22 protein-coding genes, 1 tRNA gene and 1 pseudogene are annotated in these 23,015 nt (G+C 59.9%); 11 read left to right on the top strand and 13 right to left on the bottom strand.

The window, feature by feature from the left end; all coding sequences use genetic code 11:
• Positions 1-389: 389 nt before the first annotated feature.
• Entirely contained in the window at positions 390-1,049 is a 660-nt protein-coding gene (locus tag QO002_RS08135; protein ID WP_307228474.1) for a glutathione S-transferase family protein, read from the top strand.
• A gap of 41 nt (positions 1,050-1,090) precedes the next feature.
• Here QO002_RS08135 and QO002_RS08130 read toward each other — a convergent pair whose 3' ends face one another.
• The 4 genes from QO002_RS08130 to QO002_RS08115 all read right to left on the bottom strand — a co-directional run bounded on the left by QO002_RS08130 (position 1,091) and on the right by QO002_RS08115 (position 5,109).
• Entirely contained in the window at positions 1,091-1,993 is a 903-nt protein-coding gene (locus tag QO002_RS08130) for a LysR substrate-binding domain-containing protein (RefSeq protein WP_307228471.1), read from the bottom strand.
• A 284-nt stretch (positions 1,994-2,277) separates the two neighbouring features.
• Positions 2,278-3,282, bottom strand: a complete 1,005-nt coding sequence (locus tag QO002_RS08125) for an asparaginase (protein ID WP_307228469.1) — start codon at positions 3,280-3,282, stop codon at positions 2,278-2,280.
• 551 nt (positions 3,283-3,833) lie between these two features.
• Positions 3,834-4,079, bottom strand: a complete 246-nt coding sequence (locus QO002_RS08120; protein ID WP_307228467.1) for a DUF982 domain-containing protein — start codon at positions 4,077-4,079, stop codon at positions 3,834-3,836.
• 31 nt (positions 4,080-4,110) lie between these two features.
• On the bottom strand, positions 4,111-5,109 hold the full coding sequence (locus tag QO002_RS08115; protein WP_307228465.1) for an NAD(P)H-quinone oxidoreductase: 999 nt from the start codon (positions 5,107-5,109) through the stop codon (positions 4,111-4,113).
• Between the two features lie 431 nt (positions 5,110-5,540).
• Between QO002_RS08115 and QO002_RS08110 the strand changes: the two genes are divergently transcribed.
• Positions 5,541-5,798, top strand: a complete 258-nt coding sequence (locus QO002_RS08110; RefSeq protein WP_307228462.1) for a DUF1344 domain-containing protein — start codon at positions 5,541-5,543, stop codon at positions 5,796-5,798.
• A gap of 129 nt (positions 5,799-5,927) precedes the next feature.
• Here the strand turns inward: QO002_RS08110 and QO002_RS08105 are convergent, their stop codons facing one another.
• The 5 genes from QO002_RS08105 to QO002_RS08085 all read right to left on the bottom strand — a co-directional run bounded on the left by QO002_RS08105 (position 5,928) and on the right by QO002_RS08085 (position 9,821).
• Positions 5,928-7,739, bottom strand: a complete 1,812-nt coding sequence (locus QO002_RS08105) for a bifunctional diguanylate cyclase/phosphodiesterase (protein ID WP_307228460.1) — start codon at positions 7,737-7,739, stop codon at positions 5,928-5,930.
• 239 nt (positions 7,740-7,978) lie between these two features.
• Positions 7,979-8,521 carry an HdeD family acid-resistance protein gene (locus tag QO002_RS08100; protein ID WP_307228457.1) on the bottom strand — a complete coding sequence of 181 codons (543 nt, stop codon included), beginning with the start codon at positions 8,519-8,521 and terminating at the stop codon, positions 7,979-7,981.
• 102 nt (positions 8,522-8,623) lie between these two features.
• Complete coding sequence (locus QO002_RS08095) at positions 8,624-9,061, bottom strand: EamA family transporter (RefSeq protein WP_307228455.1); 438 nt, start codon at positions 9,059-9,061, stop codon at positions 8,624-8,626.
• An 18-nt stretch (positions 9,062-9,079) separates the two neighbouring features.
• On the bottom strand, positions 9,080-9,547 hold the full coding sequence (locus QO002_RS08090; RefSeq protein WP_307228453.1) for a pYEATS domain-containing protein: 468 nt from the start codon (positions 9,545-9,547) through the stop codon (positions 9,080-9,082).
• A gap of 136 nt (positions 9,548-9,683) precedes the next feature.
• A complete protein-coding gene (locus tag QO002_RS08085) occupies positions 9,684-9,821 on the bottom strand; it encodes a hypothetical protein (protein WP_307228452.1) in 138 nt (45 codons plus the stop codon).
• A 139-nt stretch (positions 9,822-9,960) separates the two neighbouring features.
• On the opposite strand from QO002_RS08085, the gene betI reads away from it, so the two are divergent.
• The 4 genes from betI to betB are packed head-to-tail and all read left to right on the top strand — an operon-like array spanning position 9,961 to position 14,212.
• Complete coding sequence (betI, locus tag QO002_RS08080) at positions 9,961-10,578, top strand: transcriptional regulator BetI (RefSeq protein ID WP_307228450.1); 618 nt, start codon at positions 9,961-9,963, stop codon at positions 10,576-10,578.
• Positions 10,575-12,104 carry a choline-sulfatase gene (betC, locus tag QO002_RS08075; protein WP_307228448.1) on the top strand — a complete coding sequence of 510 codons (1,530 nt, stop codon included), beginning with the start codon at positions 10,575-10,577 and terminating at the stop codon, positions 12,102-12,104. The genes betI and betC overlap by 4 nt, the downstream gene beginning before the upstream one ends.
• Before the next feature lie 3 nt (positions 12,105-12,107).
• The gene (locus QO002_RS08070) at positions 12,108-12,749 is read left to right on the top strand and encodes a glutathione S-transferase family protein (RefSeq protein WP_307228446.1); all 642 of its coding nucleotides are present in this window, start codon (positions 12,108-12,110) and stop codon (positions 12,747-12,749) included.
• A complete protein-coding gene (gene betB, locus QO002_RS08065; RefSeq protein ID WP_307233237.1) occupies positions 12,749-14,212 on the top strand; it encodes a betaine-aldehyde dehydrogenase in 1,464 nt (487 codons plus the stop codon). The genes QO002_RS08070 and betB overlap by 1 nt, the downstream gene beginning before the upstream one ends.
• Positions 14,213-14,222: 10 nt before the next feature.
• Here the strand turns inward: betB and QO002_RS08060 are convergent, their stop codons facing one another.
• Entirely contained in the window at positions 14,223-14,588 is a 366-nt protein-coding gene (locus QO002_RS08060; RefSeq protein WP_307228443.1) for a helix-turn-helix domain-containing protein, read from the bottom strand.
• 337 nt (positions 14,589-14,925) lie between these two features.
• Here QO002_RS08060 and betA point away from each other — a divergent pair, with 337 nt between their 5' ends.
• Positions 14,926-16,575 carry a choline dehydrogenase gene (betA, locus tag QO002_RS08055; RefSeq protein ID WP_307228442.1) on the top strand — a complete coding sequence of 550 codons (1,650 nt, stop codon included), beginning with the start codon at positions 14,926-14,928 and terminating at the stop codon, positions 16,573-16,575.
• Between the two features lie 212 nt (positions 16,576-16,787).
• Here betA and QO002_RS30880 read toward each other — a convergent pair whose 3' ends face one another.
• Positions 16,788-17,324, bottom strand: a complete 537-nt coding sequence (locus QO002_RS30880; protein WP_370878544.1) for a calcium-binding protein — start codon at positions 17,322-17,324, stop codon at positions 16,788-16,790.
• 837 nt (positions 17,325-18,161) lie between these two features.
• On the opposite strand from QO002_RS30880, the gene QO002_RS08045 reads away from it, so the two are divergent.
• From QO002_RS08045 to QO002_RS08030, 4 genes are all read left to right on the top strand, one after another.
• On the top strand, positions 18,162-18,929 hold the full coding sequence (locus tag QO002_RS08045) for a phosphoadenylyl-sulfate reductase (RefSeq protein WP_307228438.1): 768 nt from the start codon (positions 18,162-18,164) through the stop codon (positions 18,927-18,929).
• A gap of 42 nt (positions 18,930-18,971) precedes the next feature.
• Positions 18,972-19,925, top strand: a complete 954-nt coding sequence (gene cysD / locus QO002_RS08040) for a sulfate adenylyltransferase subunit CysD (RefSeq protein ID WP_307228436.1) — start codon at positions 18,972-18,974, stop codon at positions 19,923-19,925.
• Positions 19,925-21,463 (top strand): sulfate adenylyltransferase subunit CysN, encoded by a 1,539-nt coding sequence (gene cysN / locus QO002_RS08035; protein WP_307228434.1) that lies wholly within the window; start codon positions 19,925-19,927, stop codon positions 21,461-21,463. Before cysD ends, cysN begins: the two co-directional genes overlap by 1 nt.
• A gap of 263 nt (positions 21,464-21,726) precedes the next feature.
• Positions 21,727-22,410 carry a helix-turn-helix transcriptional regulator gene (locus QO002_RS08030; RefSeq protein WP_307228432.1) on the top strand — a complete coding sequence of 228 codons (684 nt, stop codon included), beginning with the start codon at positions 21,727-21,729 and terminating at the stop codon, positions 22,408-22,410.
• Here the strand turns inward: QO002_RS08030 and QO002_RS08025 are convergent.
• Together QO002_RS08025 and QO002_RS08020 are read right to left on the bottom strand one after the other, a co-directional pair.
• Positions 22,407-22,595 (bottom strand): annotated as a pseudogene (locus QO002_RS08025) (flagellin); the annotation flags it as partial. The gene QO002_RS08030 and the pseudogene QO002_RS08025 overlap by 4 nt on opposite strands.
• A 173-nt stretch (positions 22,596-22,768) precedes the next feature.
• A tRNA-Pro gene (locus QO002_RS08020) sits at positions 22,769-22,845 on the bottom strand.
• Between the last annotated feature and the right edge of the window lie 170 nt (positions 22,846-23,015).

Genomic DNA, 23,015 nt, shown 5'->3' with positions numbered 1-23,015 from the left:
TCCGTCTCTAAAGAGACCGGTTGCAATTGCGCTGATCTACAGCTTTTTTGTAGTGATTACCGTTCGTTACCTGTCTCGTTTCAAGACAGGTTTTGCTGGCACGTTTCCTGCAAAGGATTGTCCATGAAACGACGCGACCTGCTGATGGCCCTTGCCGCCGCCCCAGCCACTTTCGCCCTGCCGAGGGTCGCGTTCGGAGTTTTCGCATCTGACCATCTCCGGAAACCGCCTCGGCTGACGCCCTTCCATCACAAGATTTCATATGTGATATCAACGCAAACGGCTTCCTGCGCCGGATGGCTTTTCCTACTGTGCCGACACCATCGAACCCGATGACAACACGGTGAAAATCACGACTGCGCGCCGCGCATCTTCCGGAGAACAGAACCATGCTGACGATCTACGGCGTCTACCGCTCGCGCGCCTCGCGCAACTACTGGATGGCAGGCGAGCTTGACCTGGAATTCCGCTCCGTGCCCGTCATCCAGGCTCGCCGCCTGGATGATCCCTCAAGCCCCAACGCGCAGATCAACACCCGCTCGCCCGAGTTCCTCGCCGTCAACCCGATGGGCCTGATCCCCGCCATCGAGGATGACGGACTAATCCTGACGGAATCGCTTGCCAACAACCTCTATCTCGCCCGCAAGCATGGCGGTCCGCTGGCTGGCCAGACCGTTGCCGAAGAAGGCCTGATCGGCAACTGGACCCTGTGGGCGGCGACGGAAATCGAGCCCCATGCGGTGAAGATCGTGCTTACCCACGACAACGGCCTTCAGGACACACCGGCCGGAAAAGCTGTGATCGCTGCCTCGGTCGCAGCCCTGGACAAGGGATTTGCACGGCTCTCCGCCCAGCTCGCAAAAACCGCTTATGTCATCGGAGATCGCTTCACCGTGGCCGACCTCAACCTCGCGGAAGTCTTCCGCTATGCGCAGACGCGGGACGCGCTGTTCGAAAAGTATCCGCGCGTGAGGGCGTGGCTGGCAACCTGCCAGGGTCGGCCGGCGTTTCAGGCAATGATGGCCGTAAGGGTCCAGGAACCGGAGTGAGGTTCGAAAGTTCCTACCCCCCCAACGGGGCAAGTCCTGCCTCAAAGCCCCTCAAGCCGCTTCATGCTGTCGTCGATTTCCGTGCGCACCCATTGCTTGAAAGCCCGGACGGTGGCGGTTTCCCGGCGGTCGGGCGCTGTTACGAAATAGTGACCGAAACCGGTCTTCGCTCGTATGCGGAAGGGCGCGATGAGGCGGCCGGCGAGGAGGCTGTCGCTGGCGAGCGTCTGCCAGGCGAGCATTGGGCCTTGACCGGCAATTGCCGCATCAAGGCAGATCGAGGCTTCGTTGAAGACGTGGCGCTCCCCCATCCTGTGGCCGGAGAGGCCGACCTCGCGCAGCCAGACGTCCCAGGAAAACATCGCATGGGCATCGATGACGGCGGGGAAACGGAGGATATCGGCTGGTTCCCTCATCTGGCTTGCCATGGCCGGCGAGCAGACGGGAAAGACCTCCTGCGCCAACAGCAACTCTGCATGCACGCCCGGCCAGTCGCCCCGCCCGACCCGGATGCCGATATCGACATCGGATGTCTCGATGTTGGCCAGCGTCGTTGTCGCATCGATGCGCAGCTGGATGCCCGGATGCTGCTCGGCAAAGCGATCAAGCCGCGCCACCAGCCAGCGGGCGGCAAAGACCGGCGCGACCGAGATCGTCAGGATGCCCTCGTCACGCTTGCGCGCGGCGCCTACGGCTTGATCCAGCAGTTCGAAACCCGCCTTCAGCCTTGGCAGGAAACGTTCTCCGAAATCGCTTGCCACCAGCCCGCGCGGGCTGCGCTCAAACAGCGTGCGTCCCAGCTGCTTTTCCGTCTTGATGATCTGCTGGCTGACCGCGCCGATGGTGACGCCGAGCTCGTCGGCCGCTGCCTGCAGCGAGCCTAAACGTCCGGTGGCTTCCACTGCGCGCAGGCCGTTGAGATGAATGACATTCAGGTTTTTCATATAGAAAATCTATACCGCCATGCCGGCAATCTCAATTGAGAATGCAACCGGAAAGGCGGATTATTGCATCCTGACAACAAGGATGCCGGCGCGATGCTGAAGATTTTCTCAAGACATAAAAGCCGTTCGAACGGGATCGACAGCCCGGAGGCTGTCGCGATCGATCTTCTCGGTCACCCCGATATTGCCCGGATGGATGCCCGTGAACTCGGCGACCTGCCCTTCCCGCGCGCCTTTGAAGCCGATTGCCGGAGGGGAAACACCTGCCCCTTGGGCTCGTCGGTTCAGGCGAAGGCGTCGGTCACCCTGACATCGCCCACGAACAGCCCGTTCCAGTTGTGCATGGCGTGATCGGCCATGCCGCGGAGCGAGGCATGAAGATCGGGCTCGTCCTTGAAGAAGCGGGCGAGCGTGGCGGCGACCATGGCTTCGGCGGCACGGGTCGTGCCATCCTCGCATTTGAGCGCGATGCCGATGCCCTTTCCCGGGATGGCGGCGCAGAACACGCCTTCGGCGCCGGTCTTGGCAAAGATGCGACCGGGGGCGAGCTGCATGAGCCTGGTGCAGGCGCGGCCGGTGCCGGCGACATAGAAAGGCTCGGCCATGCAGGCCTCGATCAGCCGTTTTGACGCCCGGGCGCGCTCCGGTTCCAGACCCGCGCCGGTCGCCATCTTCGCAAAGCCATGGGCCAGACCCTTGAGCGGCACGGCGTAGGTCGGGATCGAGCAGCCGTCGGTGCCGCAATTGTCGTGGCCGAGCACGCCGCCGGTCAGCGCTTCCATCGTGCCGCGGATTTCGCGCTGAAGCGGATGGTCATAGGTGACGTAGCCTGTGGGATCGCCGCCGTCATGGCAGACGGCGCAGATGAAACCGGCATGTTTTCCCGAGCAGTTGTTGTGAAGCGCAATCGGGCGCTCGAGGGTGCGGGCCTGCTCTATCAGCGTCTTCTGGTTTCCTGACCAGTGGGCTCCGCATTCGAGCGTATCGACATCGCGGCCGGCGGCGGCCAGCATCTTCGCCGCAACAGCGACATGCTCCGGCTCGCCATTATGCGAGGAGCAGGCAAGCGCCAGTTCCCTGGTGCCGAAACCATAGGCATCGGCAGCGCCGGTTTCCATCAGCGGCAGCGCCTGCATCGCCTTGCAGGCCGAGCGCGGGAAGACGCCGACATCGGTTTCACCCAGCGAAAACACGGTGTTGCCATCGCCATCAACCGCGATGACCATGCCGCGATGGCGGCTTTCCACCAGTGCGCCACGGGTGACTTCGACGAGTACGGGGTTCGACATGGGGTGCCCTCAAAAATCCAAGTTCCGATGCGTCATATCCCACCATTACCATTCTTCAAATATTGTCTGCCGCCAAACCGGACCTGTCCATGAGATTCATCAAGCGCATGCTTGAGGGGAGATGTCACGAAGTGACAGAGTGAGGTCTTGGCTCAAACGCCTGCCCATCCCCAAAAACGCAAAAAGGGTCGCACGAGGCGACCCTTTCCATGAGCTTTGGCCTGTAACTGGCCCGGACGGCGTTTCAGCCGCCCGCAGGAAGGCGGGGTTAGAACGAGGGCTGCCTCGTTTCCGTCACCACAACTCCCATGCCCGTCACGAGGTCCGAAATCTCATTCGACATTGGATCACCTTCCTTTCACTACGTTGAACATAAGGAAAAGGTAGTCTTTTGTGACAGGAATGCAAGGGGGCAAGCATCGAGACAAGAACAGAACTTCTCCGATAGCGCCAGCTCTCGTCGCCCAAGGCCGACAGCAATGTTTCCATTCATTGCGAAGGTAAAATCCAGTACCGCAGCAGGTATTTCGCCTTGCAGCAGGGCAGCACCCCTACTCTTGAATTTCAATCCCCGCTTCATGTGCCGCGGCGATGAAGGCAAATCGGGCCTCCTCGGGCGTTTTCTTGCCTGACATCGCGGCCTCTATGACCAGCAAGGCCTTGTCCAGCGCCTCGCCATCCTCCAGTGGCCAATCCTCGATCAGCGCCCACGATGCTTCCTGGATAGTGCTGATGGTCGTGAACTTTCCCGGCCCTTCCAGCGCCAAAGTCACACCCTTGTTCCAGCTCTTGCTCACGTCTCGATCTCCAAGTTTCAATTTGGCACCCTCACATCGTCAACACGATCTTGCCGATATGATCCCCCGCCTCCAGCAGCCGGTGCGCCTCGGCAACTTCGGCAAACGGCACGACGGCGTGCATGACCGGGGCGATCTCGCCGGCATCGAGCAGCGGCCAGACATTGTCCTCCAGATCGTCACGGATTGCTTCCTTCTCCGGCGCCGTTCGCGGGCGCAGTGTCGAGCCCATGAGCTTCAGACGCTTGGTCATGATCGGCAGCACATCGAAATCTTCAGCCCTGGTGCCTCCCTGCATGGCGATGATCGCGAGGCGGCCGTCCTTGGCGAGGCTGGTGACGTTACGAGAGAAATAGGATCCGCCGATCATGTCGAGGATGACATCGACGCCCTTGCCGCCGGTTTCCTCCAATACGACGGCCTTGAAGTCCTCTTCTTTGTAGTTGATCGCACGGGCGGCGCCGAGGTCGATGCAGGCCTTGCATTTTCCGGCGGTACCGGCCGTTGCGAAGACGCGGGCGCCAAAAGCGTTGGCGAGCTGGATGGCGGTCGTGCCGATGCCGCTGGTGCCGCCGTGGACGAGGAAAGTCTCGCCTTCTACCAGATCCGCCATCTGGAAGACATTGGCCCAGACCGTGAAGAAAGTTTCCGGCAGCGCGGCGGCGCGGGCGGCGTCGTAGCCGTGCGGCCAGCGCAGCGCCTGGGTGGCGGGGATTGCGCAGAATTCGGCATAGCCGCCGCCATTGGCAAGGCCGCAGACGAGATCGCCGATCGTAAAACCTTCGGCTTCCTCGCCGATGGCAACCACCTCGCCCGAGACTTCCAGCCCCATCAATGGGCTTGCGCCCGGTGGTGGCGGATAGAACCCCTTGCGCTGCATGATATCCGGCCGGTTGACGCCGGCGGCCTCGACCTTGACGAGGATTTCGCCCGGCGAAAGCACCGGCAATGGACCGCGCGCAAGGCGCATGTTTTCCGGGCCGCCGGGCGACGGCAGGTCGACATAAGTCATTTCGACGGGAAGCTTCACGGGGCAAGTCCTCTCGAATGAAAGCGATTTACCGTGATACTTAGCGCGCGGGAAGTTGGCTTCCTAGAGCAGATGCAGGTTATTGCGGATGAGGACGAGGCAGCGGCCTAACACTTCTCCCCGCTGGGGAGAGAGCAAACTGTGCCCGCCGCCATGCGCAACAAGCTTGGAAAGATCGACGCACAGCCCTTAACCTTTGTGGCAAAAGCGGCGCGAAGCATCCGATGCTGCGCCGCACCAAGGCAAAATTGCGTCAAAATGCGTTACCGGAAAATTAAACTTCTTTAATTTGAAAGGCTTGAAAACCGGGTCTAGCTTCATTCTCGAAACCGGGAAACGCCGGCGGCTCCCTCCCCTTGAGTCGCGACTCGACGTTTCGGGACGGCTTCACTGTTACAGGTTCATCTCCGGACCAATCAAGGACGACACCGATGCGTGCTCTTCTGACTTCTCTGACCATCATTTCCGCAATCTCCCTGTCCTCGGCCGCATTCGCCGCGAGCATGACGACAGGAACCATCAAGGCCATCGATACGAAGGCTTTGACGCTGACCCTCAAGGACGGCAGTCACTTCATGCTGCCGGCCAACTTCAAGGACCCGGGGCTGAAGGCCGGCGAAAAGGTCAAGATCGCCTATGACATGGTTGGAAAGAAACATCAGGCCACGGCTGTCACGCTCGTGAACTGAGCGCGTGAGGTTCGCGCATGAGCGTACCCGATCGCGGCGTAGACGCTTTGGGATCATGCAGGACGGGCCGGAATCCATGACGGGTTCCGGCCCGCTTCTTTTTTGGGATGACCCAAGCGGATACCGGGTTTACCCCGCGTGATGCCCGAAAGTATCGAAAACCAGCCCTTCATCGCTTTCCTTGGCGTGCGTCTTGATCTCGGCAATGCGGGTGCTGACAGCGAGCGTGTCGGAAAACACGAAGCCTTGTGGCAGCTCCAGAACCGCAATCGAGCAACGCATCAGCGGGAAATAGGTGGTTTCGCCGTTGCGGCCATGGCCGGTCATGTAGCCGGCCGCCTGATGCTCGGCCGAGTAATGCTGGCGGATATCGGCGCGGAACTCTTCGAGAATGCGGGTCAGCAACGCCTCCAGCTCTGCCCGCGTCCAGCCGCGAACCCCGATGAAAAAATCGTCACCGCCGACATGGCCGAGGAATTTTTCCTCGCCTATGAAATGGCGCCGCATCAGGGCGGCGAACAGCGAGATGGCGACGTCGCCCTTCTGGAAACCATAGTGGTCGTTGAACGGCTTGAAGCTGTCGAAATCGCAATAACAGAAATAGCGTGCCTCATCGCCATCGAGCACGGCTTCCTGCACGTAGTCGCGGATCGCACGGTTGCCCGGCAGGCCGGTCAGCGGGTTCTGTTCCTGCGCCAGCTTCAGTTGCTTTTCGTTGATGATCTTCAGGAGCGAGGATGCCGAGAGGATGCCGGCATAGCGCATGTTTTCGGTGAGGATGACGCAGTCGCTGCCGTCCATGCCAGCGAAGATCTTCAGCATTTCCTCGGCCGGCGTCTCCAGATCGGCGATCGGCGCCGGACTGACGAAATGGGCGATATGGCGCTGGTAGATGTGGTTTTTCAGCAGGTCGCGGCCGAAGGGATGATAGATCATCTCCTTCACATGATATTCATGCAGCACGCCGCGCGGCTCGCCATTGGCGTTGAGCACGGGGAAGAAGCTGCGCTGCGGCGACTTGCGGAACAGTTCGAAGACGCTGTCGAGGCCGCTTGCCTCGTTGACGGCCGGCACCTGCTCGATCTGCTTGCGGATGAGGATGCTGTCGAGCGAGGCGGACGGCCGGCGCACCTCCGCCGTCTGGACCAGATGCGGATAGGACGGCTGCAGCTCGGCGAAATGCACCGTCGGGCGGGCGACGAAATAGCCCTGTACGAGGTCGCAGCCGAGATCGCGGCAGGTGGAGAACTCGGCTTCCGTCTCCACGCCCTCGGCGACAACCCGGGTGCCGAGCACATGGGCGGTGTTGACGGTATGGCGTACCAGATGGCGCTTGCGCGGGCTGGCGTCGATGCCGGAGATGAAATGACGGTCGATCTTCACATAATCCACCGGCTGGTCGCAGAGCAGCTTCAGGCCGTTGAAGCCGACGCCGAAATCATCGAGCGCCAACTTGAAACCGGCCAGCCGAAGCCGCTTGATGAGGTCGGAAAACGCCGGCATGCGCATATTGTCGAAGCGCTCGGAAAGCTCGAAACAGATGGAGGACGGCGGGATCTCGGCGCGCTTCAGGTGGCTGCTGAGGCGCTCGACGATATCGTCTTCCATGCCGATCAGCCGGGCGTCGAAATTGACGAACAGCGTGCGCGAGGCAAAATCCGGCATACCAGCGAAGCCGGCAAAGGCGCGGCTGTTGATCATATGCTCGAGCGCCAGCAGCTGGCCCGTCGCCTCCGCCCTGTCGAGCAGTTCCAGCGGTGAATTGAAGCCAAGCCGCTCGAAGCCGCGCATCAAAGTCTCGTAGCCGAAGACGGCGCCGGTCGTGGCTTCAACGATCGGCTGAAAAGCATTCTCGATCACCAGCTTGGCGAGGGTGACGATCTGATCATCGCGGAAACGGCGCAGGGATAGCATTTCGGCGGCAGCAGCAGCGGCGGACATGGGGGCTCCGGTCTTCATGGGGGCCGCGCCAAAAAAGGCGTGGCTGCACGCGACATTCGGGCCGAAGTGTCAATGAAAGCTTTCCCCAGCGTGAAAGTTTTGTGAAGCTTTCACAACAGGAAAATCCCTCCCCGCAGCTTCTTCGCCGCGAGGATAACAACCCACGATTTCAACACTTTAGAACCTGCTGATATCGCGGCAATTTCACCCGGAAATACTGATATTTCCGGGTACGCCGCTTATGCTTTTGCAAGCACGCCGAAAGCGATCAGGGCAAGGCCCTGCATGGTGATATCGATGGCGAGGAACAGACCCAAAATCCACAGGCTGTTGACCGGCCAACCGGCCAGGATGATGAGGCCCGCAAGGAACGTGACAAGGCCGCCAAGCGCGATCCAGCCCCAGCCCTTGAGCGGCCGCAGCGTGAAACCGGACCAGATGCGGAAGAGGCCGGCGACCAGCAACGCCACCCCCATGATCAGCGTCAGGACGGCGGATGTCAGCAGCGGGTTGATGAAGGCGAAGATGCCGGCAATCGTATAGCAGCCGCCAGCGAGGCCCCAGTAGAGCACGCTCTGCCAGCCCTTGACCCGGTAGGCGTGAAAAAGTTGCAGCAGGCCGGCGACCAGCATGATGGCGCCGACGTAATAGACGGACACCACTGTCGCCACGAAGAGATTGGCGAGCGCAATGCCGCCGCCCATGACGAGCAGAACGCCCAATGCGACGAACCATCCCCATTTGCTGCTCAATTTCTGTCTGGCAACCAAATCCAAGGCCATGTCAAACTCCCCAACTCTGAACTCATGCGATAAAGCCGCATTTCAACCCACAAGGGAAGTGGGAAAAATCGCGGCTTGCTCTCCGCCTGGCGATTTGCCGTTTCATATCTTGAAGGTGAGCAGCACGGCGCCGGTCGCAATCATGGCAACGGCAAACCAATGGGCGACCGACAGTCTTTCACCGAGGAAGATCACCGCGAAAACCGCGACCAGAACGACGCTGAGCTTGTCGACCGGGGCGACCTGCGCGGCATTGCCCATCTTCAGCGCCCGGAAATAACAAAGCCAGGAGCCGCCGGTCGCAAGACCGGACAGCACCAAGAACACCCAGCTCCTTCCCGGCACCGTCGAGGGCGACTGCCAGCCATCCGTCAGAAACAGCATGGCGGTGATCGCAAACAGGATAACGACCGTCCGCACGAAGGTTGCGAAATCGGACTGGACGTTTTCGATACCGACCTTGGCGAAGATCGCGGTCAGCGCGGCAAAGGCGGCCGAGAGCAATGCCCAGAGCTGCCATGAAAGGAGGAGAGGTTTCATGTTTTATCCAGACCAGAATTATTGGGTCCGAACAACATAGGGGGCACCCCTTGCCTTTGACAAATCGAGTTCCAGCAAAGTCTCTGTATCTTCGATCCAAACACCGACCGTGAACCCACCGTAGATAAGAAGCTCCAATGATGAGACTCCATTTGTCGGAGGAATGATGACTTTTTCTTGTGCGAAAGTGCGATGCAAAAAGAAATGAACATTGTGCGTCATTTGCACGCCGTCGGTTCGCGCGACACTGAGCTTTACCCGAACAAATCGATCATTTTCACCGCCGATAAAAGAGGCCGACAAATGATACCCGTCCCGATCTGCCCTTCTACCGAAGCGTCCGATATTGCGATCGTCTTCATCCTGGACTTCTGGCAGCTTGGGCATTTTCGGCCGCGACAGCTCAACCGCCTCCTCCAATAGCTCTTCCGAGGCAGGCGCAACTTTTTGCTGCAATTCTGCAAAAACGGCCTCAAGTCGCGTCAAGCGCGCGCCGATTTCATTCGTATCCTTGGCAAGGGCGGCAACGCTGTCGAACTCAATTTCGAATCCCAGGAATTTTCCTTTAAAAGTCGACCCACACGACAAAGAACAAGAGCGACCATTGAAACACCTAGACACTTCAACGTGGGGTCATCCAGTCCTTTGGCACCGTTCCCGCCCTCAGCGAATAGCCTACGATGACCAGTGCGATAATGCCGGCGGCTCCCGCAATCGTTAGCAATCCTGCCCGCAGAAAACGTTCCTCCTTGACATCCATTCGCCTCTGTCGCCCCCCAAAAAGCGAGAGTCTCAGCATCCAACCAAAACGAGAACATTACAACAAAAAGCTGTAAATTTTTTTGTTGATTGACGGATCAATCAAAAATACCATGGATGCAACAAAAGGGGAAAAACGCATGCCGAAGATCGGGATGGAGCCGGTGCGCCGCCGGGCACTGGTGGATGCCGCGCTGCAGGTGATCGGCGATCAGGGCACGTTGTCAGTCACGATGTCGGATATCGCCCGCAAGGCCGGTGTCTCTCCTGCCCTTGCCCATCATTATTTCGGCTCCAAGGAACAGTTGCTGACGGAAACCATCCGCTTCCTGCTGCGCCAGCTGCGGAATGATACGGTCCGGACATTGAAGGCCGCCGAACATGCGCGCGACAGGATTTCGGCGATCATCCGCGTCAGCTTCCAGGCCGACCAATTCGCCCCACAGACAATTTCCGCATGGCTCGCCTTCTATTCCGAGGCACAGCGTTCGGAAGCGACGCGGCGGCTGCTGGTTATCTACGCCCGGCGGCTGCATTCCAACCTCGTTGATAGCCTGAAGCAGCTCTGTTCCGCCACCGACGCCAACCGCATCGCAGAGGGAACAGCTGCGATGATCGACGGGCTTTATATTCGTCGCGCGCTCGGGTCTTCGCCGGTGACGGCGGATGCCTCCATGCGCCTCACCGACGATTACATCACCCTCAATCTCCAGATGTTTTCCATCCAGACCGATACCGAAAAGGGACATGCAGCATGACCGCTAGGCGACCGAATATTCTCATCATCATGGTCGACCAGCTCAATGGAAAGTTCTTTCCCGGCGGTCCGGCGGATTTCCTGCATGCGCCGCATATGAAGGCGCTGGCAAAACGCTCGGCGCGCTTCCGAAACAACTACACGTCCTCGCCGCTCTGCGCGCCCGCTCGCGCCTCGATGATGGCCGGACAGCTGCCGAGCCGCACGCGGGTCTATGACAACGCCGCCGAATATGTCTCATCTATCCCGACCTATGCGCACCACCTGCGCCGCGCCGGCTACTACACGGCGCTGTCGGGCAAGATGCATTTCGTCGGCCCGGACCAGTTGCACGGCTTCGAGGAGCGGCTGACGACCGATATCTACCCCGCCGATTTCGGCTGGACGCCGGATTACCGCAAGCCCGGCGAGCGCATCGACTGGTGGTATCACAATCTCGGCTCCGTCACCGGTGCAGGTATCGCCGAAATCACCAACCAGATGGAATATGACGACGAAGTCGCCTTCCTCGCCAACCAGAAGCTTTATCACCTTTCCCGAGAGCAGGACGACACGGCCCGCCGCCCATGGGCTCTTACGGTCTCCTTCACCCATCCGCACGACCCCTATGTTGCGCGTAAAAAGTTCTGGGATCTCTACGAGAATTGCGAGCACCTGCTGCCGGACGTGGGCGATATTCCGCTTGCCGAGCAGGACCCGCATTCGCAGCGTCTCATCCACGCCTGCGACTATCAAAACTTCGCGGTGACGGAAGAGAATATCCGTCGCTCGCGCCGCGCCTATTTCGCCAATATCTCCTATCTGGACGAGAAGGTCGGCGAGCTGATCGACACGCTGACCCGCACCCGCATGCTGGATGATACCGTCATCCTGTTCTGCTCGGACCACGGCGACATGCTCGGCGAGCGCGGACTGTGGTTCAAGATGAACTTCTTCGAGGGCTCAGCTCGCGTGCCGCTGATGGTTGCAGGTCCCGGTATCACGCCTGCCCTGCATCTGGCGCCGGTTTCCAATCTGGACATCCTGCCGACGCTCTGCGATCTCGCCGGCATTTCCATGGACGAGATCATGCCGTGGACGGATGGCGAAAGCCTCGTGCCAGTGATCAACGGCATGGAACGGACCTCACCCGTCATCATGGAATATGCGGCGGAGGGTTCCTATGCCCCGCTCGTCTGCATTCGCGAGGGCAAGTGGAAATATATCCACTGCGAGATCGATCCCGACCAGTTGTTCGATCTGGAGGCCGATCCGCTGGAGCTTACCAATCTTGCCGGCGTTCCCGCCCATGCGCCGACGCTGCGCGCATTCCAGGAAATGCGCGATGTGCGCTGGGACATGGAAGCCTTCGATGCCGCCGTGCGCGAAAGCCAGGCCCGCCGCTGGATCGTCTACGAGGCGCTGCGAAATGGTTCCTACTATCCCTGGGATTATCAGCCGCTGCAGAAGGCCTCCGAGCGCTACATGCGCAACCACATGAACCTCGACAATCTCGAAGAATCCAAACGCTATCCACGCGGGGAGTGAACGATGATCAAGATATGGGGGCGAAAATCCTCGTCCAACGTGCAGGCGGTGATGTGGTGCATCAGTGAGCTCGGGCTCGACTACGAGCGCACCGATGCCGGCTTCACCTATGGCGTGGTCGATACGCCGGAATTTTTGGCGCTGAACCCGAACGGCCTCGTGCCGGTGCTGATCGATGACGGCATGGAACCACTTTGGGAATCCGGCTCCATCATCCGCTATCTCGCCGCCCGCTATGGCGACGACAGCTTCTGGCCGAAAGATGCGGTTGCCCGCGCGCCGGTCGACAAATGGGCGGAATGGGCCAAGGTCACCTTCTCCCAAGGCTTCACCGTGCCGATCTTCTGGCATGTCGTCCGCACCGCCCCGAAGGATCAGAACCCGGTTGCGATTACCGCCGCCGTCAAGGCGCTACAGGGCAAGCTCGACATCGCGGAAGCCCAGCTTTCCCGCCACGCCTATCTCGCCGGCGATACTTTCACCCCGGCCGACATCCAGTTCGGCCACCTCCTCTACCGCTACTTCACCATCGATATCGAACGCCGGCCGCGGCCTGTTCTGGAACGCTATTATCAGGCGCTGACAGAGCGCCCTGCGTTTCAGGAACATGTCATGGTGTCCTACGAAGAATTGAGAGCCAAATGATGCGTGCACAACCCAAAGCTTCCCACTTCATCGACGGCGACTATGTCGAGGATACCACCGGCACCGTTTTCGAAAGCATCTATCCCGCGACCGGCGAGGTGATCGCCCAACTCTATGCGGCCACGCCCGCTATCGTCGAAAAGGCAATCGCCGCCGCAAAACGCGCCCAGCCGGAGTGGGCGGCGATGAGCCCGACCGCCCGCGGCCGCATCCTCAAGCGCGCTGCCGAGATCATACGCGAGCGCAATCGCGAACTTTCGGAGCTTGAAACGCTCGATACCGGCAAGCCGATCCAGGAAACCATCGTCGCCGACCCGATCTCGGGCGCCGACAGCTTCGAGTTCTTCGGCGGCATCATCGCCACGGCGCTGAACGGCGACTACATCCCGCTCGGCGGTGATTTCGCCTATACCAAGCGCGTGCCGCTCGGTGTGTGCGTCGGTATCGGCGCCTGGAACTATCCGCAGCAGATTGCCTGCTGGAAGGGCGCGCCGGCGCTTGCCGCCGGCAACGCCATGGTCTTCAAGCCATCCGAAAACACGCCGCTCGGCGCGTTGAAGATCGCCGAAATCCTTGTTGAGGCCGGCCTGCCGAAGGGGCTCTACAACGTCATCCAGGGCGACCGCGAGACCGGACCGCTGCTCGTCAACCATCCCGATGTCGCCAAGGTTTCGCTCACCGGCTCGGTGCCGACCGGCCGCAAGGTCGCGGCCGCTGCAGCCGGTCATCTCAAGCATGTGACGATGGAACTCGGCGGCAAGTCGCCGCTGATCGTCTTCGACGACGCCGACCTCGAAAGCGCCATCGGCGGGGCGATGCTGGGCAATTTCTATTCGACAGGCCAGGTCTGCTCCAACGGCACCCGCGTTTTCGTTCAGAAGGGCATCAAGCAGAAATTCCTGTCGCGCCTCAAGGAGCGCACCGAGAACATCATCATCGGCGACCCGATGGACGAGGCGACACAGCTCGGCCCGATGGTGTCGCGTCCCCAGCTCGACAAGGTCTTCTCCTATGTCGACAAGGGCAAGGCAGAGGGCGCGACGCTCTTTACCGGCGGCGGCATTCCGAACTCGGTTTCCTCGGAAGGCACCTATATCCAGCCGACAGTCTTTGCCGACGTCACCGACGACATGACGATCGCGCGGGAGGAAATTTTTGGGCCGGTCATGTGCGTGCTCGATTTCGACACCGAGCAAGAGGTGATCGCCCGTGCCAACGCCACTGAATTCGGCCTCTCGGCCGGCGTCTTCACATCAGACATGACCCGCGCCCACCGCGTCGTCGACCAGCTGGAAGCCGGCACGCTCTGGATCAACACCTACAATCTCTGCCCGGTCGAAATCCCCTTCGGCGGCTCCAAGCAATCCGGCTTCGGCCGCGAAAATTCGGCGGCGGCTCTGGAGCATTATTCGGAGCTGAAGACGGTTTATGTGGCCATGGGCAAGGTCGAGGCGCCGTATTGAGATGAGCGCCTCAGTCCTCCGCAACGTCCGGAACGAGATCGTCGAGATCGACCTTGAGCACCTTCGCGATGCGCTTCAGCACCGCGACGGAGCCGGTCTTCTTGCCGTTCTCGATGTCGGACAGGTAGGGCTGGGATATGCCGGCGGCAGCCGCAAGTTCGGAGGCGGTGAGCTTACGGTAGTTACGGTAAACGCGGACAGAGTTTTCTCCTCTGACGCGAGCTTCAACGACCTCCATCGGCCAGGTCTCCTCGCCGGCCGCAATCCGCGCCATGATGGCATGGGCTTCCAGCCCGTCGATCAGATCTTCGTAATCCTCCTCGCTCAGGAGGACGTAGCCTTTGCCGTCGATTGTCAGCTTCTGGATTTCGCTCATCTGAATTCACTCCTTATAGATGCTTCCGCGCGGTCCGACATTCATAACCATGACCACGACACCGAGATCATCGATGATAACGCGATCCTGACCCACGCGAATCCGGAAATAGGGAAGGCCTATCATCTTCTTGATATCGACTGTTTCCCCTCGCGCATAAGCGTGCAACTTCTCGATGATGCCACCTTCCGCGTGGGCTGCATCGACTGAAGCGCCTTGTAGGCACGCCGCGAGAAGCGAATTTCCTTCATGCGCATTCCATATCAATTGGCGATAAAAATCACAAGTTTCTTATAGCCATTACCGATATCGCCGTTCAAGAAACGAGACACTGACCATGAACGCAGACTTCATCATCATCGGCTCCGGTTCGGCCGGCTCGGCCATGGCTTACCGGCTCTCCGAGGACGGCAGGAACACCGTTATGGTGCTGGAATATGGCGGATCGGATATCGGGCCGTTCATCCAGATGCCGGCGGCACTCGCTTGGCCGATGAGCATGAAGCGCTACAACTGGGGCTATCTCTCCGAGCCCGAAACGAACCTCAACAACCGGCGCATCACAGCCCCGCGCGGCAAGGTGATCGGCGGCTCGTCGTCGATCAACGGCATGGTTTATGTGCGGGGCTCGGCGGAAGACTATACCCGCTGGGAAGAGGCCGGCGCCAAGGGGTGGGGCTATGCTGATGTGCTGCCCTACTTCAAGCGCATGGAATGCTCCCATGGCGGTCAGGATGGATGGCGCGGCACGGACGGGCCGCTGCACGTGCAGCGCGGGCCGGTGAAGAACCCGCTGTTCAAGGCCTTTGTCGAGGCCGGTCGCGAGGCGGGCTTCGAGACGACCGAGGATTACAACGGCGAGAAGCAGGAAGGCTTCGGCCTGATGGAGCAGACCATCTGGAAATCCCGCCGCTGGTCTGCCGCAAATGCCTATCTGAGACCGGCGATGAAGCGCCCGAATGTCGAACTCGTGCAATGTTTCGCCCGCCGGATCGTGATCGAGAATGGCCGCGCCCTCGGCGTCGAAATCGAGCGCGGCGGCAAGATAGAGATCGTGAAGGCCAACCGCGAAGTCATCATCTCAGCCTCCTCCTTCAATTCGCCCAAGCTCCTGATGCTGTCGGGTATCGGCCCGGCGGCACATCTGAAGGACATGGGTATCGAGGTGAAGCTCGACCGGCCGGGTGTCGGCGCAAACCTGATGGACCATATGGAGTTTTATTTCCAGCAGGTATCGCTGAAACCGGTGTCGCTTTACTCGTGGCTGCCCGGGTTCTGGCAGGGTGTCGCGGGTGCGCAGTGGCTGTTTTCCGGCACGGGGCTCGGAGCGTCCAACCAGTTCGAGAGCTGCGCTTTCGTGCGCTCGGCTCCGGGCATCAAACAGCCGGATATCCAGTTCCATTTCCTGCCCGTCGCCATTTCCTATGACGGAAAGGCGGCGGCGAAGAGCCACGGCTTCCAGGTGCATGTCGGCTATAACCACTCGAAATCACGTGGCAATGTCACGCTTGCGTCTTCCGATCCGATGGCGGATCCCGTCATTCGCTTCAACTATATGAGCACCGAAGAAGACTGGGTAAAATTCCGCCATTGCGTGCGCCTTACCCGCGAGCTTTTCGGCCAGAAGGCGTTCGATGAGTTTCGCGGGCCGGAAATCCAGCCGGGCGAAAACGTGCAGACCGATGAGCAGATCGACGATTTCCTGCGCGACCATCTGGAAAGCGCCTATCACCCCTGCGGCACCTGCAAGATGGGATCGAAAGACGATCTGATGGCGGTGGTCGACCCGGAAACACGGGTGATCGGCATCGACGGCCTGCGCGTCGCGGACTCATCGATCTTTCCGGATATCACCTACGGCAACCTCAACGGCCCTTCGATCATGACCGGCGAAAAGGCCGCCGACCATATCCTCGGCAAGCAGCCACTGCCCCGCTCCAACCAGGAACCCTGGATCAATCCACGCTGGGCGGTGAGCGACCGGTAGTCAGCGCCGGTAGGGGACGCGAACTCCGGGATGATCAGGCGGGAAGTTCCGCGCCGACGGACCAGCAATGCCGCTGATGATCACGCAATACCCCACCGGCGGCGGATCGGCGAACCATGACCGTCTCGCCCGCGTGCGGGACGCTATCGAGATGAAATAGAAAAGCCGGACGCAGAACGCCCGGCCTCCGGTATTTACAAGCTCAGGCCAGATCAAACGAAGAAGAAGTCATTCGCGTGCAGTTCGGCCTTTTCGACGCCGTCGAGCAGGATCGAGCCGGTTCCAAACTTGATAAGGACCCCGTCAAAGGTATCTGTTGCGGCAGCCTTGACCGCGCTGAAGGACGAAAGCACGGACTTGTCGAGCTGGAGCACGTCACCTGCGGTGCTACTGCCCGCGTGGAAGTCCAGGATCGTGTCCTTGCCGGAACCTGCCTTGAACACAAACGTGTCCTTGCCTGCGCCGCCGATCAGCACGTCGTTGCCGGTGCCGCCGGTGATGGTGTCATTGCCAGTTCCGCCGTTGATGGTGTCGGCTCCGGAATCGCCGAAGATGAAGTCGTCGCCAGCATCGCCGTAAAGTTTGTCCGTGCCCGCGCCGCCATAAAGACGATCGTTGCCGGCACCGCCCTTGAGGGAGTCATTGCCGCCTTCGCCGTAGAGCTTGTCGTCGCCGGCACCGCCGGAAAGCGTATCGGCCTTGCCGAAGCCCTTGAAGACATCCTTGCCAGTGCTGCCGACGAAGTTGATGCTGTTCTTGGCGAGAAGGTCGAGCAGGCCGGTGGTGTCCGCCTTGGACAGGCTCGAGCGAAGTGCGTTGGCGTCTGCGGATGCGTCAAGACCGAGACCGCTGATCTTCAGATCGGTCGTCTGCTTGAAAGTGTGGCTTGTCGAATCCAGCTTTGTTTGCTGCCGAAACGCAGGGCGCTCAGCGAGCCGGATACCTGGTGCGTCGTGGTGTTATAAGACCAGTCGGTTTTGCCGGCGTCGAAGATGACGCCCGTCTTTACGGCGTCTACCGTTGCATATTGCTTGCCAGAAATACCATTTGCGCCGGAAAATTCGCCGTAGCCTGCGGCTACAAAGCTCGTGTCGAACTTGTCGATAAATTTCGTGAAATCGAGACCGGTGCCGTTCTTGTCCGCGTCATAGTTGTGATGGCCATGAGTTGCCCCCCCTAAAGGCAGATTCAATCTACAAAACCTCCGCTAATTAAGATGAGAATTATTGTCAAGTTTAAGAAATGAAAATATGAGGATTCTTGTCATATTTTTCAAAATGTTTCCTGATGGCGATAAAAACCGATCATCGGAAGCCCTCTTCGAAAGCGGGCCGGCCATGCGGAACAAGCCCGACATTGCTTTCAAAGCGATCCCGGAAGCTTCTCATAGGGAATGTGGAGGAGATTATTAGTATATAATTTTTATGTATTTTAAGGTTTAATAGTGCACATTTCCGCCATATTCTTTGATCGACCGAGATTAGAGAGATATTTGCTCAGCGCGGGCAGCATTAGAAATCCGTTTTCCTGTCTTTTCGCGGCTCCGGCTGCGATATTCCGCACACAACATCAGGATTTCTGTTTTCATGGCATCGCATCCGCTTGAAATCGCCGCAAAGGCACTGAGCCTTGAGCTTGAAGGCCTCGACCTCTCCGGTCGCTTGGCTGTTGTCGCCAGTCTGGAAGGCAAGTCCGTCTTCACTACCAGCCTCGGCATCGAGGATCAGGTGATCACCGCGGCCATTGCTACCGGTCGTCACGACATCGAAGTCTCGACGCTCGAAACCGGTCGCCTGTTCAACGAGACCGTGGCGCTGATCGACAAGACCGAAGAAACCTACGGCATCCTCATACGCCGCTTCCATCCGGAGCAGGACGATATCGACGCCTATGCCGCCAAGTATGGCCTTAACGGCTTCTACGACAGCGTCGAAGCGCGCCACGCCTGTTGCGGCGTGCGCAAGCTGAAGCCGCTGGCGCGCGCACTCGAAGGGGCATCCTTCTGGATCACCGGCCTGCGTCGTGGCCAGTCCGGCAACCGTGCGGAAACGCCATTTGCAGAGGCCGACCTTGAACGTGGCATGATAAAGGTCAACCCGCTGGCCGACTGGTCGAACGAGGTGATGGCGGCGCATGTCGCTGCCGAAAACATCCCGGTCAATCCGCTGCACAAGCGCGGTTACCCCTCGATCGGCTGCGAGCCCTGTACCCGTGCCATCAAGCCGGGCGAACCTGAACGCGCCGGCCGCTGGTGGTGGGAAAACGACGAGAAGCGCGAATGCGGCCTTCACGTCGCGGAAGCTGCCTCCGCCATCCCGCAATCACCCCTTCCCGCGAGCAGCATCGCGCGATAACCGCGCGAACCTCGCCTCCCAAGATACTCCCGGAGACTTGAAATGCCGCTGACCCTTCCGGAAACGGAACTGCACAATCCGCAGACCTCGAAAACACCTCTCGATCCGCACCTGAAGGCGCTGGAGAACGAGGCGATCCACATCTTCCGCGAAGTGGCCGCCGAGTTCGACAAGCCCGTCATGCTCTATTCGGTCGGCAAGGATTCCGCCGTGCTGCTGCATCTCGCGCGAAAAGCCTTTTATCCCGGCCGCGTGCCCTTCCCGCTGTTGCACGTCAACACGGGCTGGAAGTTTGCCGAGATGATCGCCTTCCGCGACGAGATCGTGAAGCGCTATGATCTCGATCTGGTCGAACACAAGAACCCGCGCGGCGCGGCCGAGAACATCACGCCGTTCAGCCATGGTTCGGCTCTTTATACCGATATCATGAAGACGGAAGCGCTTCGGCAGGCGCTCGATGCCGGCGGTTATGATGCGGCCTTCGGTGGCGCCCGCCGCGACGAGGAAGCGAGCCGCGCCAAGGAGCGCATCTACTCCTTCCGCACGCCCGACCATCGCTGGGACCCGCGCAACCAGCGCCCGGAACTCTGGAACATCTACAACGGCATGATCCGCAAGGGCGAAAGCGTGCGCGCATTCCCGCTGTCGAACTGGACCGAAGTCGATATCTGGCGCTACATTCAGGCCGAGGAAATCCCGATTGTACCCTTGTACTTCGCCAAGAAGCGCCCGGTCGTCGAGCGCGATGGCATGATGATCCTTGCGGAAGATCCGCGCCTCGAACTGCTGCCCGGCGAGACCAAGCGCGAGGAAGTCATCCGCTTCCGCACGCTCGGCTGCTTCCCGCTCACCGGCGCCATCCGCTCCGAGGCGACCACCCTCCACGACATCATCTCCGAGCTTGAAACCGCGACCGTTTCCGAACGTCAGGGCCGCGCCATCGACCGTGACCAATCCGGCTCGATGGAAAAGAAAAAACGCGAAGGATACTTCTGATGACTGTTTCCGCTACCGCCCATTCTTCGACTGGACAAGCTACAGCTGAACAGACCGCAGCGATCGAAACAGGCACTGCCAACATCAGCGCCTTCCCGGCTGTTGATGCCCAGCGCCAGCCCCGCGACACGCGTCCGCTGCGCCTCATCACCTGCGGCAGCGTCGATGACGGCAAGTCGACCCTGATCGGCCGACTGCTCTGGGACACCAAGGCCGTCAAGGAAGATCAGGCGGCAACGCTGCGCCGCGACAGCGGCAAGCAGAACGATCTCGGCCTGCCCGATTTCGCACTGCTGCTCGACGGTCTGCAGGCCGAACGCGAACAAGGCATCACCATTGATGTCGCCTATCGTTATTTCGCCACCGACAAGCGCGCCTTCATCGTCGCCGACACCCCCGGCCATGAGCAGTACACCCGCAACATGGCAACCGGCGCCTCGACTGCCGATCTCGCCGTGCTGCTGGTCGACGCGCGCGTCGGCCTGCTCGAACAGACTCGCCGCCACGCGACCATCGCGACACTGATGGGCATCAAGCAGTTCGTTCTCGCCGTCAACAAGATCGACTTGACCGGCTACGACCGCGCCCGTTTCGATGCGATCAGCCACGAGTTCCGTGAACTGGCGCTGTCGCTCGGCGTGCGCCAGATTACCGCGATCCCGGTTTCGGCGCTGAAGGGCGAGAATGTCGTTTACGACGGCAAGGCTTCCATGCCCTGGTACGAAGGGCCGACGCTGGTCGAAGTGCTGGAACTGGCAACCGTACGCTCGGCCCAGACGGTCGGCTTCCGCCTGCCGGTGCAGCGCGTCTCGCGTCCCGGTGAAAGTTTCCGTGGCTATCAGGGCACGGTTGCCGGTGGCGCCGTGAAGCCCGGTGACAGCGTCGTCATCCTGCCCTCGGGCATGGTGGCCAACGTCACCAAGATCGTTACCTTCGACCTCGTGCGCAACGCCGCCGTTGCAGGTGACGCGATCACGCTGGTTCTCGACCGTCAGGTGGACGTCTCGCGCGGCGACATGATTGTCTCGATCGATGCGCAGCCGCAGACCGGCCTCGCCTTCGATGCCCAGATCGTCGCGCTGCAGCCGGATGGCATCCAGCCCGGCAAGCGCTACTGGCTGAAGAGCGGTTCGCGCCGCCAGCGCGTCACTGTTCAGCCATCGAGCCAGCTCGACCTGAAGAACGGCAAATGGAGCCATCACACGGATGGCCTTGGCATGAACGCCATCGGCAAGGTGCATCTCTCCTTCGACGAGCAGGCCGTGTTCGACTCCTATGAGCAGAACCGAACCACCGGCGCCTTCATCCTGATCGACCCCGACACCAACAACACGGTGGCTGGCGGCATGATCACAGCCAAGCGTTCGGCGCTGGCCGGCATCCATACGGACGATACCCGCGTGCTGCTGTCGCTGCCCGCCGATCTCGCCGACAAGATCCTGGCTAGCGAACTCTTCGCCAGCCGCCGCGAGGAAGCGGAAGTTCGCCGCATCTCCGCCGGCAAGGCCGCCGAAATCCTCGGCGATATCGACGGCTGATTGTTTGCCGGAAATAAACGTTGCAAAACGATCCCGCGGCCTCGTCCGCGGGATTTCTCGTTGAGCGGCCACCGAATTTCATGCAATTTCTAATTTAGCAAGGTCCAGAAACAAATAACGACCAGCTAAAAAATAAAACCGGAAAGATCGAATTTTCCAAGCAATTATAAAGAGAAGACGCCGTACAGGGTATTTTTACCCTCTTGCAATTTCTGCGACCTTCCGTTGTATTCCCTAAAATTTTAAGGGTTGATTGTTTCGGAATGTCAAAAGAAACGTCCTTCAATGTCGTGACGCGCACCATGCTGGACGAATGGCTGAAAACCGTTCCGGAAAAGCCGGCGGCGGCCGAGGATATCTATCGTGGTGTGTTTGATAAGCTCAGCATCAAGATGCGGCTGACAGTGTTCACTATCGAGGGAGACAATCCGCTCAACTGGCACATGAAGACGATCCGTCATTCCGGCTTCATCACGCGCGTGCTTAACCTCAACAAGATCTTTGCTGATTGTCGGATCGGCGAGTTCAAGGACCGCGCCTATATGGAGCAGGCGGTCATTCCGCGGCTAAAGGATGTGCTGGCGCGCCAGCAGCCGGCCCTGGAACTGGTCAAGACCAAGCTTCTCGGCGTCAAACTCGGCTATGACCGAATCCTGCTGCCGCAGAAGAATACCGACCGGCCGGAATGGATCATCTCTTCCTCCTATGCCCAGTTCCTGCTCAACCCGCCGGCACGCAACGAAAAGCTCGATGTTGCCGACGAGACCATCGTTCAGCTGCTGATCGAGGGAGCGACCGCGAAAGAGATTGCCGCCACGTTGGGCATCTCGCACCGAACCGTGGAGCACCGCCTTGAGCGCATGAAGGAACGTTTCGGCGCCCGCAACACCGTGCATCTGGTGGCGATGCTGATTGGCACCCATATCGACCGGGCGATACCGGATTAGAGAGACTGAAGCGGTTCGGTACGCGACCAGCCCTCCCCGGCAGACAAAGACCTGAAGAGCTGCATGACGTTTTCGGAATTGCTGTCGGCAATCGACAGCGACTGGATGGCGAATTGCTCCTGCGCCTGCAGCGCCTTCAGCTTCGTTGACGCCTCGTTCATGTCATCGACAAGGCGGCCAACTCCCTTGAAGGATATGAGAAAGCGCACCGATTGAGGAAAAACACGAAGAACGGGCACCCATGGCCGATGCCATGCCGGGCAAAGACTCTCCAGCTTGCATCACGACATCGGATGGCTTCGCACAATTTTCAGATATTTTCGGGAATGAAAAAGCCCTGTAGTATCGGACTTCTAGCTGGTCGGAGTGAGAGGATTCGAACCTCCGACCCCCACGTCCCGAACGTGGTGCGCTACCAGACTGCGCTACACTCCGTGACCAGCGGCGCCTCTATAGAACAGCATCCGGCCGGAGACAAGCGGCAAATTCATGAAAAGCGACAGGCGGTGGGGGAAATCGTCGCCGCGGCATGGGGCGTTAAGGACGAAACGCCGATGCGCCCAGATAAGATCATGGAAGCATTCGATAATTCGGCGCTTTCGCTT

Origin of the sequence: Pararhizobium capsulatum DSM 1112, from assembly GCF_030814475.1 — a bacterium.
Classification (GTDB): Bacteria; Pseudomonadota; Alphaproteobacteria; order Rhizobiales; family Rhizobiaceae; genus Pararhizobium; species Pararhizobium capsulatum.
Note: the sequence above shows the minus strand (reverse complement) of the source record. Positions and strands in the feature narration are given on the sequence as shown.

Coding starts and splice junctions, on each gene's coding strand:
- betC (WP_307228448.1), top strand. CDS start 10,575: ATGACCGCTAGGCGACCGAATATTCTCATCATCATGGTCGACCAGCTC.
- QO002_RS08135 (WP_307228474.1), top strand. CDS start 390: ATGCTGACGATCTACGGCGTCTACCGCTCGCGCGCCTCGCGCAACTAC.
- QO002_RS08130 (WP_307228471.1), bottom strand. CDS start 1,993: ATGAAAAACCTGAATGTCATTCATCTCAACGGCCTGCGCGCAGTGGAA.
- QO002_RS08095 (WP_307228455.1), bottom strand. CDS start 9,061: ATGAAACCTCTCCTCCTTTCATGGCAGCTCTGGGCATTGCTCTCGGCC.
- QO002_RS08110 (WP_307228462.1), top strand. CDS start 5,541: ATGCGTGCTCTTCTGACTTCTCTGACCATCATTTCCGCAATCTCCCTG.
- QO002_RS08030 (WP_307228432.1), top strand. CDS start 21,727: ATGTCAAAAGAAACGTCCTTCAATGTCGTGACGCGCACCATGCTGGAC.
- betA (WP_307228442.1), top strand. CDS start 14,926: ATGAACGCAGACTTCATCATCATCGGCTCCGGTTCGGCCGGCTCGGCC.
- betB (WP_307233237.1), top strand. CDS start 12,749: ATGCGTGCACAACCCAAAGCTTCCCACTTCATCGACGGCGACTATGTC.
- cysD (WP_307228436.1), top strand. CDS start 18,972: ATGCCGCTGACCCTTCCGGAAACGGAACTGCACAATCCGCAGACCTCG.
- cysN (WP_307228434.1), top strand. CDS start 19,925: ATGACTGTTTCCGCTACCGCCCATTCTTCGACTGGACAAGCTACAGCT.
- QO002_RS08060 (WP_307228443.1), bottom strand. CDS start 14,588: ATGAGCGAAATCCAGAAGCTGACAATCGACGGCAAAGGCTACGTCCTC.
- QO002_RS08125 (WP_307228469.1), bottom strand. CDS start 3,282: ATGTCGAACCCCGTACTCGTCGAAGTCACCCGTGGCGCACTGGTGGAA.
- QO002_RS08100 (WP_307228457.1), bottom strand. CDS start 8,521: ATGGCCTTGGATTTGGTTGCCAGACAGAAATTGAGCAGCAAATGGGGA.
- QO002_RS08105 (WP_307228460.1), bottom strand. CDS start 7,739: ATGTCCGCCGCTGCTGCTGCCGCCGAAATGCTATCCCTGCGCCGTTTC.
- QO002_RS08070 (WP_307228446.1), top strand. CDS start 12,108: ATGATCAAGATATGGGGGCGAAAATCCTCGTCCAACGTGCAGGCGGTG.
- QO002_RS08045 (WP_307228438.1), top strand. CDS start 18,162: ATGGCATCGCATCCGCTTGAAATCGCCGCAAAGGCACTGAGCCTTGAG.
- betI (WP_307228450.1), top strand. CDS start 9,961: ATGCCGAAGATCGGGATGGAGCCGGTGCGCCGCCGGGCACTGGTGGAT.
- QO002_RS08085 (WP_307228452.1), bottom strand. CDS start 9,821: ATGGATGTCAAGGAGGAACGTTTTCTGCGGGCAGGATTGCTAACGATT.